The sequence below is a fragment of the Sphingobacterium siyangense genome, from assembly GCF_023277505.1.
Taxonomy (GTDB): Bacteria; Bacteroidota; Bacteroidia; order Sphingobacteriales; family Sphingobacteriaceae; genus Sphingobacterium; species Sphingobacterium siyangense.
In genome coordinates this window covers 2,287,549-2,305,845 of the sequence record NZ_CP080574.1, presented here as the reverse complement: position 1 = coordinate 2,305,845, position 18,297 = coordinate 2,287,549, and the positions used below count along the sequence as shown (strand labels likewise).

10 protein-coding genes are annotated in these 18,297 nt (G+C 42.6%); 6 read left to right on the top strand and 4 right to left on the bottom strand.

Going from position 1 to position 18,297, the window contains the following annotated elements:
• The first annotated feature begins 7 nt into the window (after nucleotides 1-7).
• The 6 genes from K2F45_RS09275 to K2F45_RS09250 all read left to right on the top strand — a co-directional run bounded on the left by K2F45_RS09275 (nucleotide 8) and on the right by K2F45_RS09250 (nucleotide 7,263).
• A complete protein-coding gene (locus K2F45_RS09275) occupies nucleotides 8-1,528 on the top strand; it encodes a PQQ-dependent sugar dehydrogenase (RefSeq protein ID WP_248933382.1) in 1,521 nt (506 codons plus the stop codon).
• A gap of 5 nt (nucleotides 1,529-1,533) precedes the next feature.
• Nucleotides 1,534-2,766, top strand: coding sequence for an Nramp family divalent metal transporter (locus K2F45_RS09270; protein WP_248933381.1), 1,233 nt, complete (start codon nucleotides 1,534-1,536; stop codon nucleotides 2,764-2,766).
• Nucleotides 2,767-2,773: 7 nt separating this feature from the next.
• A complete protein-coding gene (locus tag K2F45_RS09265; RefSeq protein ID WP_075991891.1) occupies nucleotides 2,774-3,796 on the top strand; it encodes an NAD-dependent epimerase/dehydratase family protein in 1,023 nt (340 codons plus the stop codon).
• Nucleotides 3,796-4,857: a dihydrodipicolinate synthase family protein gene (locus tag K2F45_RS09260; protein ID WP_248933380.1), complete on the top strand. Its 1,062-nt coding sequence runs from the start codon at nucleotides 3,796-3,798 to the stop codon at nucleotides 4,855-4,857. The genes K2F45_RS09265 and K2F45_RS09260 overlap by 1 nt, the downstream gene beginning before the upstream one ends.
• A gap of 158 nt (nucleotides 4,858-5,015) precedes the next feature.
• On the top strand, nucleotides 5,016-5,924 hold the full coding sequence (locus K2F45_RS09255) for a helix-turn-helix domain-containing protein (RefSeq protein ID WP_201664996.1): 909 nt from the start codon (nucleotides 5,016-5,018) through the stop codon (nucleotides 5,922-5,924).
• 145 nt (nucleotides 5,925-6,069) lie between these two features.
• Entirely contained in the window at nucleotides 6,070-7,263 is a 1,194-nt protein-coding gene (locus tag K2F45_RS09250; protein WP_075991888.1) for an MFS transporter, read from the top strand.
• Nucleotides 7,264-7,524: 261 nt separating this feature from the next.
• Here K2F45_RS09250 and K2F45_RS09245 read toward each other — a convergent pair whose 3' ends face one another.
• The 4 genes from K2F45_RS09245 to K2F45_RS09230 form a co-directional block, all read right to left on the bottom strand.
• On the bottom strand, nucleotides 7,525-11,700 hold the full coding sequence (locus K2F45_RS09245) for a hybrid sensor histidine kinase/response regulator transcription factor (protein WP_248933379.1): 4,176 nt from the start codon (nucleotides 11,698-11,700) through the stop codon (nucleotides 7,525-7,527).
• Nucleotides 11,701-11,762: 62 nt separating this feature from the next.
• Nucleotides 11,763-14,462, bottom strand: coding sequence for a glycoside hydrolase family 88 protein (locus K2F45_RS27390; RefSeq protein ID WP_338055426.1), 2,700 nt, complete (start codon nucleotides 14,460-14,462; stop codon nucleotides 11,763-11,765).
• Between the two features lie 59 nt (nucleotides 14,463-14,521).
• On the bottom strand, nucleotides 14,522-15,709 hold the full coding sequence (locus K2F45_RS09235; protein WP_075991884.1) for an alginate lyase family protein: 1,188 nt from the start codon (nucleotides 15,707-15,709) through the stop codon (nucleotides 14,522-14,524).
• Nucleotides 15,710-15,726: 17 nt separating this feature from the next.
• A complete protein-coding gene (locus K2F45_RS09230) occupies nucleotides 15,727-18,297 on the bottom strand; it encodes a glycoside hydrolase family 95 protein (protein WP_248933378.1) in 2,571 nt (856 codons plus the stop codon).

The window sequence follows — 18,297 nt, the reverse complement described above, 5'->3', positions numbered from 1 at the left end:
ATCCTATATGAAAAAACAAACCTATATTTGGCTTGTATCGCTGGTCCCGCTACTATCCTCCTGTTCTTCCGAGACGGAAAGAGAAAGTAAGCCAATAAATAACATCCAACTGGAGCACAGCATACTATCGCTATCAAAAGAAGCTACAAAACTCCATGTGCCATGGGATTTACAATATGACCGGATCAACGATGCCATTCTGTTTTCTGAAATCGGAGGAAGTATACGAAGACTGGATACAAAAACAAAAGCTGTTACTTTGGTGGACAGCCTCACCGACGTTTACCACCAGCGCACGTTGGGACTGTTGGGAATGGCGCTGTATCAACCCGAACAGCAACAGGCCTATCTTTACCTTTCTTACACCAGCAAAAAGGACAGTCTCATTTTCTCTAATTTATATCGTTACGATTATAATACGACAGGCACGTTGTCAAACCCAAAATTGCTTTTACAGATTCCTGGAAACACGGGACACAACGGTTCCAGGGTTATTGTTTCGACAGACAAAAAAGTGTATTGGGCTACAGGAGATGCCGCAAGTGATACCTTTGCACAAGACAGCACCTCATTAAATGGCAAAATCTTACGCCTCAATCTCGACGGGAGCATCCCAAAAGACAATCCAATTGCAAATAGCTATGTCTATGCATGGGGATTTCGGAACATGCAGGGACTTACCCATGATCCAAAAGGCTTAATTTACACCTCCGAACATGGCGATGCCATCGAGGACGAAATCAACCTGATCCAACCTCTAAAAAATTATGGCTGGCCGCAGATCGAAGGTATGATTGACACGGAAAAGGAAAAAGCTATTGCCAAAAACTCCCCAAGACAGGAGCCCATTAAATCGTGGACCCCAGTCGTTGCACCATCCGGAATGGCGTATTACGGTTCAAATGTTATCCCTGAATGGCAACATAGTCTATTGCTCGCGACTTTAAAAAATCAGTCTTTACGTATCCTAAAATTATCCGCCGATGGTCAACAGATCGTCGATGAGAAGATCCTATTCAAAGATCAACTTGGCCGGCTAAGATCGGTATTAACCTTACCCAATGGAGACATTTATTTCTGTTCGAGCAACCGTGACTGGAATCCGCAAAAGGGATTTCCAAAACCCGATGACGATGTTATCTACCGTCTCCGTATTACCGATAAAGCTTCTGCACCAATGATTAAACCCCTTGCAGCCAACATGGCCAACTCCCCTGCCAAAAGTGGTCAGGCATTATACGAAGCCTATTGCGCATCTTGTCATAAAGCAGATGGAAAAGGACTTACAAATACCTTTCCTCCATTAGCCAATTCATCTCTTGTCAAAGGCGACCCAGCACCTCTCTTGCAGGTTATCCTCCATGGACTGAAAGACAAAACAATAAACAAAGTCAAATACGAAAGTGCAATGCCATCTTTTTCATTCCTGAAAAATGAAGAGGTCATTGAAATCACCAATTATATCCGCACACACTTTGGAAATTCTGCTCCTAAAATCAACCAACAGCATTTAACCTCATTACGATAAATATCATGGAAAATAACCTCGAGCCAAAACCCTCTTTATTGAAAAGTTGGCTATCCATCTTGGGTCCCGGCATCATTACCGCCGCCCTGGTTTTCGGGCCCAGCAAAATGACCATCACATCAAAAATGGGTGCAGACTATGGCTTCTCTCTATTATGGGTTGTCGTCGTCGCCATCTTTTTTATGATGGTTTTCACCAATATGGCGGCACGTATCGGTATCGCGAGAGACGAATCTTTACTTGTTTTAATTCGCCAGAAATTTGGTAAAACAACGTCCATCATCATTGGCCTCGGAATTTTCCTCGTTGCAACCTGTTTTCAATCGGGGAATGCAACAGGTGTCTCTATTTCCGTTTCGGAAGCCACGGGGACAAACCCCAAAATATGGATCATCGTTTTTAATGTCATCGGTATCCTACTGTTGTTCTTCAAGTCTTTCTACGCGCTATTGGAAAAGCTTATGCTTGGACTTATCATCCTGATGTTATTTGCCTTTCTTTCCACCGCGATTATGATAAAGACACCCGCACAGGACTTTTTCTCAGGTTTTATTCCCAGCATCCCTCCTTCATCAGTAGGCTTAATAATTGCTTTTACGGCTTCTTGCTTTTCGATTGTGGGTGCATTTTATCAAAGTTATCTTGTTCAATCAAGAAGAAAATTATCGGTCAACAAACAGCGTACAGAACGACAGATAATCGGCAGCCGAATAGGCATTATTATTCTTGGCATCATGAGCGCAGCCGTTATGGTCTGTGCGGCAAATACGCTTCATCCCCAAGGGATCAAGTTAAATTCTGCCGCTGAGATGGGCCGTGCATTGGAACCGCTTTTGGGAACCTATGCTTCACACCTCTTTTTTATCGGTCTCTTCGGTGCCTCCTTTTCCTCCTTGATCGGCAATGCCGTATTAGGCGGATCCTTACTGGGTGACACCTTTGGCTTCGGCAACGATCTCAATCACCCTAAAGTGAAACTCTTTATTTCTTTGGTCATGATTTTTGGATCTGCCATCGCGCTTATCTTCGGAAATCTTCCCTTGGAGCTTATTGTTTTTGCGCAAAGCATCACCATTTTTTTAGTTCCCTTTATTGGTATTATCCTCTTTCTGATCGCGAACGACAAAGAAATTATGGGTACGCTCAGAAACAGCCCCTTAACGCGATTATGGGCTATACTCGGACTCATATTACTCGTTTTTCTTGCTTTTAGTAATCTCTATAATTTAATCAAATAATTCAGACATGGACCATAACAATTTAGCGGAATTGGAACAGCAGCTGCTTGCACCATCATTAGATCTAATTGAAGATATAAAAAAGATACAAGGTGATATCCTTTTCCTAGGTATTGGCGGAAAAATGGGGCCAAGCATGGCAAAGCTAGCCATGCGGGCTATTCAAGCTGCAGGAATAGACAAAAAGGTCATTGGTGTTTCGCGTTTTTCAACCAAGGAACTTCAGCAGGAACTGGAGGATCTAGGCATAAAGACAATCGCCTGTGACCTACTGAATGAGGAAGAACTCAAAAAGATCCCGCAGGTTCCGAATGTCATTTACCTCGCAGGACATAAATTCGGCACCACGGGAAATGAAGATTTTACCTGGGCGATGAATACCTATCTTCCCGGAATGGTGGCTTCTCATTTTCAAGATTCCAACATTGTTGCTTTTTCTTCGGGTAACGTACTTCCATTTGTACCGATAAGCAATGGCGGCGTTTCTGAGGAAAGAACTCCGGAGCCTGTCGGCGAATACGCGCAATCCTGTTTGGGGAGAGAGCGTATATTCGAGTATTTTTCGAAGAAAAACGGTACACCTACCCTGATCTACCGATTGAATTATGCGGTGGATTTTCGCTACGGTGTGCTCGTAGAAATTGCCAAATCGGTCAAAGGGCAGCTCCCAATAGATTTGACAACCGAAAACGTCAACGTTATCTGGCAGGGAGATGCCAACGAAATTGCCTTAAGATCATTACTGCACTGTCAGTCTCCAGCCAAAATACTGAATGTCACGGGACCTGAAATCCTTTCTACACGATGGATCGCAGAGCGGTTTGCCGAGCATTTCAACACAAGGCCAATATTTGTAAATGAACCCGCCGGAACCGCTTTACTCAACAATGCGTCCGAATGCCATCGTTTGTTTGGCTATCCGAAAACAACCATACGCGAAGCGATAGACATTACAGCCAAATGGTTGACCCAAGGCGGCGAACTATGGAATAAGGACACGCATTTTCAAGAACGAAAAGGAAAATTCTAATGAAAACTTTAGACAACAAATTACAACAGTTGCTTTGGGAAGGGACGGTAATTCCGGCACACCCCCTTGCCTTAAATGAGGACCGCAGCATTGACGAGGCACATCAACGGCTCCTGACTCAATATTACATAGCCAGTGGAGCCGGCGGAATCGCCGTAGCTGTACATTCAACCCAATTCGAAATCCGTGACCCCGAGATCAACCTTTTTGAAACTGTATTGAGATGGGCTAGCGAAGAAGTCGAGAAAGCGGAACTCCAACGACCATTTATCAAAATTGCAGGCATCTGCGGTGCCACAGATCAAGCGGCACAGGAGGCAACAACTGCACTTAAATACGGTTATGATATCGGACTTTTGAGTATGGGCGGCCTGCAGAGCTGGACTGAAAATGCGATATTAGATCGAGTCAGAGCAATAGCAGCCATTATTCCTGTCTTTGGATTCTATCTTCAACCCGCCGTTGGTGGCCGTATTTTCTCCTATTCCTTTTGGCAGCAGTTTGCCGAAATCGACAACGTCGTCGCTATCAAATGTGCGTCGTTCAACCGCTACCAGACATTAGACGTTATGCGTGCTATAGCCAACTCCAGCCGGCGAAATCAAATTGCCATGTACACGGGCAATGATGACAATATTGTCAACGATCTGATGAGCGTGTATAATTTCCCTGTAGCGGGAGAAAACGTCGCCATAGAATTTAAAGGCGGACTATTAGGCCACTGGGCTGTTTGGACGGCAAAAGCTGTTGAACTCCTTCAGGAAATAAAAACATACAAACAGGACCCCAATAACCTTCATGCGAGTCACCTCCTAAGCAAAGCGATTGCTGTAACAGACAGTAATGCAGCTTTTTTTGACCCAGCAAATGCATTCCATGGCTGTATACCAGGCTTACATGAGGTGCTCCGCAGACAAGGTCTGATGAAGGGTATCTGGTGTCTAAACCCCGACGAAAATCTATCCATCGGACAGCAAGAAGAAATTGATCGTGTATATAAAGACTACCCAGACTTAAACGACGATGAATTTGTCAAGGAATTTTTAAAATCGAGATCCTAATAATCGCTTCCTTTTATAAGGTCTCATCACTCGGGCTAGTCATGGCTGACGACGTGATGGGACCTTTCTTTTTGTTCCAATTCATATTTTACGAATCAATGACCGACTAAGAGAAACAGTATCCAACATGAAATGTTTGATTTTTATAACTTTGCATCATGACAACTTCCGAAAATATTATTGATTTCTATCAACGGGTATTTCGAGAATCCAATTACCCAATTGGCTCCTCGCCCGAACAAATTTCTCATTTTAACTTATTTTCACGTGAGCATTGTCCCTTAAAATCACCTTACAATAGAAAAGATTACTTCAAAATATCCCTCATGATCGGCCAGGGTCAATTGCACTATGGTGATCAGTGGATCCCTATTGACCGTCCCGCACTTGTATTTTCAAGTCCACTCGTTCCCTACTCTTGGGAAACAGACAATCCTGATCAAAAGGGATGGTTCTGTCTTTTTACACAAAAGTTCATTCAGGAAGACAAACATTATAACCATAACATTCTCGAAAGTCATTTTTTCAACCCGAGTGGTAGTCCCGTCTATTTCTTAACGGAAGAGCAGGTCGATCTTTTCGATCACATTTTTCAGCGTATGAATACGGAACTACGATCTGATTTTTCGTTTAAATATGAAATTATCCGTAATCAGTTACAATTACTCGTTTTAGAAACGTTAAAACTAGCGCCAAATGAGGGCATATCACCTTACCAAAACGCAAATCAGCGTATTTCCCATCTTTTCCTAGAACTCTTGGAACGCCAATTTCCGATTGACACCGAAAATTTACTTCGTTTTAAAAATGCAACGGATTACGCGCAACAGCTCAACATCCATGTCAATTCGCTAAACAGGGCTTTGAAACAAAATACAGGAAAAACTACGCAAGAACTCATCGCACTGCGCATCACACAGGAAGCAAAGGCACTCCTTCAACATAGCAGCTGGAACATCAATGAAATCGCTTATGCCTTAGGTTTTGAAGAACCGGCGAACTTCAGTAATTATTTCAAAAAACATGCTGGTGTACCACCTTTAGCCTTCCGCAATAAGTCTGTTTGATTTTCACAATAATTTGTTTGAATTCTATATCTTTCGAAACAGGCAATGAAGCTACTTTTGTCGACATCATATTTACAGGGCCAAAGAGAAAAAGTGGCTGGCAACGTAAACGTCCATAGAGACGGGTAATTTAAAAAATTAAAGGATGGAAAAAAACACTAAACCACAGCAATCTTTTATCCCGACGATACTAGCATTTGCACTTGTTCCGATTACGGGACTTGCCACCGACATTTATCTTCCGTCAATGCCACAAATGGCCCAGGAGCTTGGCTTGAACGAAAGCAAAATCCAGTTAACACTTTCGCTTTTTCTAATCAGCTATGGTGTTGCTCAGTTCTTTACAGGAGCATTAGTTGACGCTTGGGGAAGATATCGCATCAACCTGATATCTCTTTTCCTTTTCATTGTCAGTTTCTGGATCACAGCAAGCACGCAAGATATTTGGGTTATTTACCTGATGCGCATCCTTCAGGGAATCTTATCGGCATTTGTGGTCATATCAAAACGAGCCTATTTTGTGGATGTCTATGAAGGCGAGCAGCGCAAACACTACCTCAGCATTATGACCATCGTCTGGTCGATCGGGCCGATTGTCGCTCCTTTTATTGGCGGCTACCTCCAAACACAATTTGGTTGGCGTTCTAACTTTATGGTTCTGGCCGTTTACAGTGCCGTACTTTTCATCCTTGAACTGATCTTTTCCGGCGAAACAATCAAACAGAAAAAACCACTCCATATCAACTACCTGATCGGCGAATTTAAAATGATGCTTAAAAGCAACGATTTTACGTTCGGTATACTCATGTGCGGCATATCCTACGGTCTCGTCATGTTCTACAATCTCAGTGGTCCTTTTTTTATTGAACATCAACTGGGATATAGTGCGATTACAACCGGCTATACCTCACTTATTATGGGCTTAGCTTGGATGTGTGGTGGTTTTATTGGTAAAGCCCTTATTAAAAGAGCCTTGGTTCCAAAGTTGAGAATCGCCAATTTTATTCAGATCAGTCTGATTGTCTGTATGCTGATCGTTTCACCTTACCTGTCAAACTTATATACATTAACATTTTTCGCATTTGCCGTACATTGCACTGCAGGATTTATTTTTAACAATTATTTCAGCTACTGTTTAGGTAGGTTTCCATTGTCGGCAGGTATTGCCGGTGGATTGGTTGGCGGAATTACCTACCTCCTTACTTCTTCACTCAGTTACATCACCGTAAGCTTGGTAAACCCTTCTTCGCAGTTTCAAATTGGATTAGGTTATGGCATATTTGCGCTGTTGGGATTGACCATTTTATACGTTATTCATAAGCTGGTCAAAAGCGTATAAGCTATGCGCTGGTTCTTCCAGCGACAGCGCAACAACAGCCTGTAGCTGACCAGCCACAAAACAGTTTTTAAAAGGTGAATTATTTTTAAAATAGTATTAAAAACAACTATATTTGTAGCATCATAATTTAGGTTTATAATTGGTTATTGAAGGTTTTCATTCTCCCCGTTTGAAAACCTTTTTTTTTGCCTGCAAAAAAAACTTCGGTCTGCTTTTAGGGCTGCTTATGCTTACCAAATTAGGAAGACCTTTGCTTATTTTTTAATTGCTGCTTTCCTTGATACCGAATTTTTCAACATAGGTACGTGGACTCTCCTTATAGAATTTCTTAAATGTTTTGCTAAAATACTTTGGATCATTGAACCCGACCTGATAAGCCACTTCACTGATACTCAAACCAGTATCGTTCACTAAAATATAGGCTGCTTTCTTAAGACGTACCATATTAATAAATTCAACCAAATTCAGTCCTGTTTGCTGCTTAATCTTGCGGTACAAAACAGAGCGGCTCACGCCGATGGCTTTTGTAAGATCCTGCACTCCAAAATCTTCACAGCCCAGATTTTCTTCGACAACCTTCAATACCTGATCCAAGAAACGAGTTCTTTCGGGCAGATCTGTTCCCTGTGCTCCAAGAAGATAATTCTGTACAAATTTTTCCTCCAATCGTTTCCGCGTCTGTATGATATTTGAAATTTTCTGAATGAGATGTGGCATACTGAAGGGCTTGGTAATGTAATCATCTGTACCGATTTCAAACGCCTCTGTGATATAAGGATCAGCTGTACGGGCTGTCAAAAGAATCACAGGAATATGATTTGAACTACTATCGTTTTTAATCTGCTGCAAAAGTGTGATTCCATCACAGTTGGGCATCGTTACATCTGAAATGATAATATCGGGCTGTCTTGCTTGTACCAATTCCAGCGCCTCAATACCATCATTAGCTTCTAAAACAATATATTTTTTTCGTAAGTTTTCACATAGAAAACAACGAAGCTCCACATTGTCCTCGGCAACAAGTATGATTGGCTTATCTTCATCCGATACAGAAGGCTCTATTTCTGTTTTTGTAGCACCCACATGTGGCATATCGGCATCTAAAGAGTCTGAGCATACTGTGGCTGCAGTACCGTCCAAAACCATGAGCTCTTCGATGCGGACATTCTCCTGTGGCAGGCTGATCCGAAATACCGTATTGAATTCTGCAGGCTCCTGTGCCATATTACTTTCAACAGTGAGGTTTCCGCCGTGCAAATGTATGATCGAACGACAGAGTGCCAAACCTATTCCGCCATTTGTAGCCGATAGGCCTTTTGCATTGGCCTGATAAAATTGTTCAAATACAAATGGTATATCTTTGGCTGGGATTCCACGCCCAGAATCCCAAACGGAAACAAGCAGTTTCTCCAACTCGCCTTCTCCTTCTAGCTCAACCTGTATCTTTATTTTACCCCCCTTGTCCGTAAATTTAAACGCATTATAAATCAAATTGACAAGGACTTTTTCAAATTGCTCCGGATCAAAACCTCCAACATAATCAGGGCTTACCCTATTATCCAGGAAAAACTGAATATTATTTTTCTCGGCAATAAAGTAAAAATTCTGGCGAATGTTTTCCAAATACGCAGCAACATGAACCTTTTGGCAAAACAATTTCATCTTTCCGCCTTCATGTTTTCTGAAATCAAGCAGCTGATTAACCAGATTCATCAAGCGATCCGCATTTCTTGTTGCATAACCGAGGTGCTCCTGTGCATATGCTGAAAGCGAGCGATCGTCTTTTAATTGATTTAACGGTCCAATAATTAATGACAATGGCGTACGGAATTCATGGGAGATATTGGTAAAGAAATTCAGTTTTGCTTCATGAAGCTCCTCCTGTTTTTCCGAATCTATTTTCCGAATCAAAAGGTCTTGTTTCAATTTGTTTCTACCGTGGAAAAATCGGATAACCAAAAAACTGGCCGCAGCAAAAAGAAGAAAATAGCCGCTATAAGCCCACCATGTCCTCCATGGCGCTGGCAGCACTTTAATCTTCAAAACCGTTGCCTTTTCGTTCCATACCCCGTCGTTGTTGGCCCCTTTTACCCAAAGCTCGTAAGTACCGGGGTCTAAATTGGTATAAGTAGCCACGGGATTGCTCACATAATTCCAGTCTTGGTCAAAGCCTTTTAGATAATAAGCATATTGATTTTTCTCCGGATGAACATAATTCAATACACTGAATTCCAAACTAAAAACATTTTGATTGTGATCAAGAGTTAATTCATCCATCATGGATATATCTTTAGGGATAACACCATCGAGGCCCGGAAGAACTGTTTTATTGAATAATTTCAACTCCGTAAACTGAATGGGGGGAATATAATTATTGACACTTAAACTATCCGGATTAAATAGGGTGAAGCCCGAGAAGCTTCCAAAGGCAAGTTTTCCATCCCGCAACATTGCTGCTGCATTTTGAATATATTCGTTACCAGGAAGACCATCGATCTTCGTATAGGTTCGCACATGACCAGATAGGGGATCGAAACAAGAAATCCCCGTATTTGTGCTCAACCACAATTTGTTTTTCAGATCACTTAGAATAGCAAAAACATTGTTGATCGGTAATCCGTTTCGCTCATTAAACCTTTTGAACGCTTTCTTCTCTGGAAGATAAAGATTCAGCCCGCCCATATACGTACCGATCCAAATATGTCCTTTCCGATCTTCATGGATACTCACAATATCATTTCCGCTAATTGAAAGGGAATCTTTCTTGTCATTTAGAAAGGAAACAAATTTATTGGTCCCCGCTAATTTTAGATTTAAACCATTTGAAGTACCAATCCATAGATTACCTTTTGAATCCTCTAGTAAAGTGCGCACCATATTGGAACTCAACTGCTTTCTTGCAACGTTAAATGTCTGGAAAGTTCCTACTTTCTGGTTTTTACGAAGTACCTGTAGTCCTCCGCCGAAAGTACCAATCCAAATATCGCCATTACGATCCTCTAAGATCGCATACACATTATTATTTGCCAGGCCATTACTTACATTGGGATCGAAACGAAAATGTTCATAGCCTTGCTGCCCCTTTCGCCTTAAATTCAACCCACCATCATAAGTACCCACCCATAAATTCCCTTCCCTATCCAAACAGATAGACTTCACATTATTATGACTTAATCCATTCAGGTTATTTTTATCGTGACGTTCACTATAAAACGAATTCGTATGCCGATTAAAATAATTCAGTCCGCCCCCCTCAGTTCCAATCATAAGTTCTCCCATAGCATTTTCAACAAATGCACTCACCACATTGTAACTTAGGCTATTGCGCTTAGATTGATGGGTAAAATTCTGAAAATTAGGAATATCCTTGTCATAAATATTAACCCCTCCAAAATAGGTTCCAATCCAAATAGACCCCCGCTTATCTTGAAATATAGGGCGAATGGAATTATTGCTTAAGCTATTGGGATTTCCATCGTCTGCCTGGATAAAAAGCAATTTTCCGTTTTGATAAACATATAGGCCATTGAATGTTCCAATCCAAATCTTTCCATCATCTGTTTTTTTTAAGGACCGCACATCTTGATTGGCCAAACCTGTATGATTGCCCTCTTCGGTTAACGAGGATATTTCGTCTGTATTCTCATTGATAATCCGAATACCATTATATTTTGTACCTACCCAAAATATACCTGGACTAACCTCCAAAACAGCCTGAAACCGTTGATTAATCTTATTATCTACCGATTTCTCTTTGAAGTAAGTCCTTAGCACCTTTAAGCTATTTCCATCTTTCGATGCGGCTTGCATGAGTACAATGGCATCATCAGTACAAAACCATAATCGCTTGCGGCGATCCTCATACATGGTTCGAAAATTACGATAGTATTCTTTTTCCTGGCTTCTTTCAACGGTAATCTCATTGAAGACCAATTCCGCTTCAGGATGCCGGCCCTCTTTAATCTTATACAAGCCTATATTTGTCGCAATCCAAATCTTTCCATTGGAATCCTGAAAAATCTGGTGAACGTTGACATCCATTTTCCCACTGCTACTCTCTACCGTAGGTAATGGTATACGGATAAAATTGTCTGATTCTCGATTGTATAAATTCAGACCTGTCATTGTCCCTATCCAAAGCCGCCTTTTGTTATCTTCCGTAATTGCTTGAATAAAGTTGTGCTCTAAGGAAAGGCTATCTTGCGGATTACTGCGATAAATCGTAAACTTTCGGGCGTCGTATTTATTTAAGCCATCACGGGTACCGATCCACATAAAACCCAAATGATCTTGGGCTATAGCGAAAACGCTGCCTTGAGACAAACCTTCGTTGACATCCAAGTGTAAAAAACGATAGTTTTTTTCCTGCGCATGCAAAACAGAAATTAAAGCTAACGCACAGCAAAAACAGCGCATAAAAACACGTAATGGCATCATAAGGTATATAATTGAAATGGATGATAAAAATAATCATTCCATTGAATAAACACGAACAAGAATCACTTTAATCGATCTTTTAATTGTTGCTCATAAAGTGAGCTGATCGACATTATGCTGTTTTGATTTTCCCAGTAACCAGCATTTCTATTTTTCAATCTTCCAGCTACTTTTTCTCCCTTTACTCCTATGGCAAAATTTTGTCCGGAAGCCCAGGGCTGTTGTACTGCAGCACTTTTGACCGTACAATTCCATAAGACTTGTGTCACCCCGGCCCAGCCATGTCCACTTCCCCAGTTACCCCGGTCTTGAACATTAATTTCACCATCCGTTACGATTTGATCGTATAAGGTGCCAACAGCCCATCGATGATGTGGACCGATATCCGCATGTGTTCGCTCCGCGCTAGAAAGGCTAAAAACGTTTGGACCGAGGGTCCTAGCCCCTGTTACGTAATCATGGCGTCCTTCCGTGGTATAAAGTTCTTTAAATAAATTAAGCTGACCGTCATTATTGAATGAATACCTTCGGCCACCTGTAATTTGAGATTTTCCATCCAGACACCGCGACTTCATTACTGTAATCTGTTTGGCAAAAGCGCCAAGGCTCACCGCTGCATAGCCAAAATAACGTGCGGTGATATTGCGCACCCAACCATTCGCTATTTTATCCATATCAATTGCAATCCAGCCGTGGTTTTCGTCTTCATCACTTACAAAATCGGATTCGAAACCTATATTTTCGATTCCAACTTCACTTATACGTCCGTCAAAGGTGTAAGGAATGACAGCCACTTTTCCATACCTCGGATCAATCGCCATCACCAAGGGATTATCAAAAAATACGGAGTCACCTTTAATGGCCAAAATAGTACGTTCAAAATTTAGCTTATATTCCTGCGCTGTCCATTGTTTCGTCCCTTCTCTTTTTTCAATTTGGTTCATTCGAAGCGCTTCGATCCAGGCGTCGTTCATCTCATACGAGAGCAGTACGTGCTCGCCCACTTTCCTTTCCTTCGCATGATCGATTAGGACATATTTAGCCCCTACAGGTCCATACCCATTCTTAACAAACTGTTTTCTAGCTTGGTCCACTGAATAGCTGCCCGTACCCGAAATCTTCAATAAGCTGCGTTGGTGCTGGCCTGTGGCTTTAAGCAGGGTTTGCCCTATTGCATCACCCTCCCCTCTCAACACGACACCGCTGGCATGAATTTCCAGGCTTCCAGGTATATTGTACAGGCCTTTTTTTAACAAAATAGCACCTCTAAAACCATTTTTATCAAGTGGTTTTGCAGATACAGCATCGATGGCTTGTTGTATAATTTGTTGATCATCGCCATTTACGCTGGGTTTTACAGTAATCACAACAGGAACATTGGGCAGCTTTTGATCACCTTGATGATAGCCCACATGGCTAAAGTCGGGGATTACGTTTCCCTGTGCATCTGGAAAATAGATCAGTTGTCCCGCTGGATTTTTCCGGACCAGATCCGATTGAACTTTTCCGGACTGTAGATCTTCTTGCCGATGCAGTGCTTCCAAAAAATAATAATCGGCATAACTCAAGGGTTTATCCACTTCAGTATTGGAAGGTTTCGATCCTGTACTGTGTAATAATATAAAACCTTTACTTTTATTTGGCGGCGACATGTAATTGTCTATCAGGTTCGCCAATATGGTCTGCGCTTTTGCACGATAATCTTTCCCTTGGTTGCTATACGTGCTTAATTCCAACAGCCCCGACGCTATGACTGTCGCTGCCGACACATCCCTTGGTTCATTTGGAATATGAGGCGCATCGAAATCCCAATAAGGGATCAGGTCTTTCGGCATATTGGGATGTGCAAACAGCCAATGCGCAACTTTTTCGGCTTGCTGCAGATATTTCGGATCTCCTGTTTCTCTGTAACACATCGTATAGCCATACAGTGCCCAGGCCTCTCCCCGCGACCATGTCGATTCATCACTTAAGCCCTGATGGGTGTTTTTATGCTGCACAGCTCCTGTTTTCGGATTGTAGTCTATTACATGGTAGGTGCTGTAATCTGGCCTAAAATGATTTTTTAGCGTTGTATTGGCGTGGCTCACCGCAATATGATAATAAGTAGAATCTCCCGTAAGTTTGGCTGCTTCAAACAGCAATTCTAGATTGAGCATATTATCGATGATGACCGGAAAATCCCAGCGGTGGCTATTGTGATCCCACGAACGTATACAGCCGACTGTCGGATTGAAGCGGGTTGCCAGCGTTTTGGCTGCCTGAACAAGCACCTCCCGATACTGTGGATTTGCGGTTAACCGATAACCGTTTCCTACACTACAGTAGATCTTAAAGCCCATATCATGGGTCTTTCCATTAAATTGCTCCGCTTCGATCGACCTTGTCGTTTCTGAAGCAAGATCCTTCCATTTTTGTTTTCCCGATTTTTCGTAGAGATACCACAGGACGCCAGGAAAAAAACCACTGGTCCAGTCCCCCCTTTTCACGGCAACAAGTTCGTTATCTGAGGAAAGCGTACGTGGCGATACCAAGGATGAATCACTTTTTTTCAAGAGCTGCAATTCTTTATAAATTAGCTGAGCTTGTTGATCTGCAAGCCCCCAAGCTTTTTGCAGCTGCTTTGTACTCTGTGCCTCAACATGTTGAAAAGCACACAAAATTCCAGTCAAAAAGAGTGCTTTGGCAATAGATGACCTTTTTAAATTTCGAAAGCGCAAAAAGAGGGTATATCTTCGCAAAGACGTAGCATTAACATTCATGTTATCTGTAGGTTTTTAAGGTGAAACGGTTAAGTTATTTTATAAGGGGGCTAGGAAAATCAAAGCCATATCATTGGGTTGCGAATCGGTAAATTTCGAATAACCTCTTCTTGTTCGGGTGCATGATCAAGCTTTTCCCAAAGCTGCAGATAGTCTTTATTCTGAAAAGCCACTGCCGAAAAGACAAGTGCCGGATGTGCAATTGGCCATTGATCCCAATACATGACATCTTGCTGATAAGGCCATTTTTCTTTAGCGGCAATATAGGGGACCATAAAATCAATCCCCGTTTTTATGGTCCGCCCATCAGACAATGTATACTGCCAAAGGGAGGTATTGGTCTTGGACAAAATCTGGCAGATCATGGTCATCGCATCCAGATTAAACAACGCGTATCCATAAGGTTTTGTCCGCTGCAATTCTCTCGGGAAGCTTCCATTAGCTTCCATTTGATTCGGCAGCAGCACATGCGCATAACGATCTGCACATGTATTGAGTAATACAGTGTCTTGCACTAAACTCGAAAATGCGGCTACCTGCATCACCCAACATGTACCATGGTTGTTGGCGGCATTCATTTCATCAATACCATATTGATGCGTTGTAAGCCAGCGTAAATAGGCCGCAAACCAGCGATGTATGGCATCCTTGGCTGCCTGTGGAAAATTGGGGTCGTTTTCAAATATCTTTACGCCCTGTGCAACTTCCATCAGATGAATGGTATCAATAATGCCTATTCCGCGCCCTGTAAAACGCCCTTGTATAGCCTGTGCATAAAGAAGATTCGGATTCATCATCGTTTCTGCATCAACGAACCAAGCCTTTAAATGACGAAGTGCCTGCTGTACATATTTTTTATCCGGATTCAAACGATAGGCTGAGGCCAGTGCACCCACGATTCGGCTGAAGCGGATCATTGCTTTACGATGTTCAACGAAATTGGCCGGATTAGTCATCCCATCCCGTTGGATATAGGGCGCAGCTGGATCTTTGGGATCGGGCCACCAATAATCGCCTTCAGAATAAAAATCATGAATACCCCCGGCACTCCGGACCGCGCTATATGCTGTCACCGTCAATGGTTTCTGCTTCATCGCCCATTTGGACTGCTTTAGGATAACAGGACGCAGCGTCTGGATGATCTCCTGCTCAAAAACACCTTCCTTAATTTTTGCCTTCAAAAATAAGGGGGAAATTGCGATCCCGAGAAGACAGCCCATAATGCGAACAATTGATTTAGATTTCATTTTTCCTGTATTTTGATCTATAGCGGAACAATACGATACCGTTTACCTTTTATGGTCTCAAATTGAACTTCGAACGTTTTCGTAGCTGCTAACGATGGCAATTTGGACGGATCAGCGATCGTATACGGTAGTTGTTCCGGTTTATATAATAGCGTATTGTCTGTGACAACTGCCTGATCTGATTCGATGCCGACAACTTTAACGGGTAAAGGTGTACGCAAACGACAAACACCTCCAATATTGGATACGATCATTGCTTCGGTCAATACGTTATTTTTCCAGGCAATGTCTACGGTAAAGTTCCCCCTGGCCTTAATCCCTTTAATCGTCCCAGCAGACCATTCATCAGGCAGAGCCGGCAATAAATGAACAGCACCATCGTGACTCTGCAGCAACATTTCAGTCATTCCGGCCGTGGCTCCAAAATTACCGTCAATCTGAAAAGGTGGGTGTGCATCAAATAAATTCGGATAGGCTCCACCACCGCTCATCTGAGCACGATCCAATTTAGGATCGATAAAATTTAAGGCATCCTTGAGGATTTTATAGGCATGATTTCCATCCTGAAGCCTCGCCCACCAATTTGTCTTCCAAGCCATCGACCAGCCGGTACTGACATCGCCCCTTAAAAGCAATGAACGCTTGGCGGCCGCAGCCAAAGCCTTGTTTTCCGCAAGGCTGATCTGATTGCCCGGGTATAAACCAAATAAGTGGGAAATATGCCGATGCTGATCTTTTGGATCATCCCAATCTTTAAACCACTCTTGTAATTGTCCGTATTGGCCCACCTGATAGGGATAAAGCTTTTCCTTCGCTTCTTCTAGAGCCGATTTAAATTCAGGATCAATACTCAATATCGTACATGAACGAATAACAGCTGTAAAAAGCTCACGAATGATCGCCATATCCATGGTAGAGGCCATAGTCAATTGATATTCTTTACCTGCTATTTTAATTGTATTTTCAGGTGAAGTGGAAGGATTGGTCACGAGATATTTATTTCCAGGATCAGCAATCAGCCATTGCAGCATAAATTGGGCCGCCCCTTTCATCAATGGGTAGGCCTTCTCCTTCAAGAAAGTTTTGTCACCCGTAAAACGATAGTGTTCCCATAGATGTGTGCTCAACCAGGCACCTGCCATAGGCCATGCCGACCAGCGTGGCATTCCTTTGGGATCCCAATCATATCCGCCCGGAGGGGAGGTTTTAGCCCATAGATCGGAATTATGATGCACAACCCAGCCCTTATCGATATGATAATTTACCGATGCTGTTTTAGCCCCGTTGATCGCCAGCTCATCGATAAAATCAAACAAAGGCTGATGACATTCTGCAAGATTGGTATTTTCCGCAAGCCAATAATTCATTTCTGTATTGATATTGGTCGTATAATTACTTCCCCACGGTGGCTGCACATGATCATTCCAGATCCCCTGTAAATTTGCAGGCCTTCCTCCTTGTCTGGAACTGGCAATCAATAAGTAGCGTCCAAAATGATAATACAGCGTCAGAAGTCCCAAATCGGCCGTTCCTTTGGAAAACTGCATGACACGCTGGTCTGTAGGTAATTTATCATGTGCAGAGGTACCGGTCAGCTTAAAGGCTACACGATTGAAGAGCGTTTGATAATCCCTTTGATGGTTTGCAAGTAAGGTATGAAAATTCTTTTTGGAGACCGTATTCATGCGGTTTTTTGCGAGCAGTGTGGCATCTTTACCTTCCTGACTCGGAGACTTATCAAAACCGTTAAAACTTGTCGCTTCTGTCAAAAATAAAATCACCTCATCAGCGCCTATAATTTTAAGTTTATCCTGCTCTTTTTTCACCACACCACCGGTAGTTTTTACACTGACCTGCATCGCGAAGGTCATCCCTTTTCCGCCAACACTATCGTACAGCACCTGTTGGGGTTCATAATCCCTATTGGCGACAAAACTCGGCGCCTTACCCTGAAGGGTCAGTTGATTATCCCCTTGGGTCGAAACGCTATATCGGAGCTTACTGGTCAAAGAAAGATCCAAGGTAATTGATTTTTTCTTGTCCGCTTTCAATCGAACCACCAATGCTTTATCCGGAAAGCTGACAAAACTTTCCCTTTGGTATCGAACACCTTGATACGAATAGCTCACCTGATTGATCGCTCGTTCAAGATCCAGCTCCCGTTTATAATCTTTGACCTTTTTTTCGTCCTGATGAAAATCCAACCATAAATCGCCCATGGGTAGATACCGAGCAGAATAAGGTCCTTGCATTTTCTTCCAAAGAACTGCTGCGTCCTCATATTTTCCAGCAAAGATGGCTTGTCGCACCTGGGGTAAAACCTGCGGGCCGTTTGGATTATTGCCCGCATCGGGTTCACCCGACCACAGCGTATTATCGTTAATTTGAAACCGATCTTTACTTAGCCCTCCAAAGACCATCGCTCCTGTTGTGCCATTTCCAAGTGGCAGTGCTTCTTCCCACAGTGAGGCCGGCTGATTATACCAAAGCTTCAGCTGCGGCGAATTGCTTTGTGCACGGCATGGAGCAATCGTCCCCAGGAGGCCAAGCAGTAAAAAGAAGTTCAAATGATTCGTTGCTTTTAACAT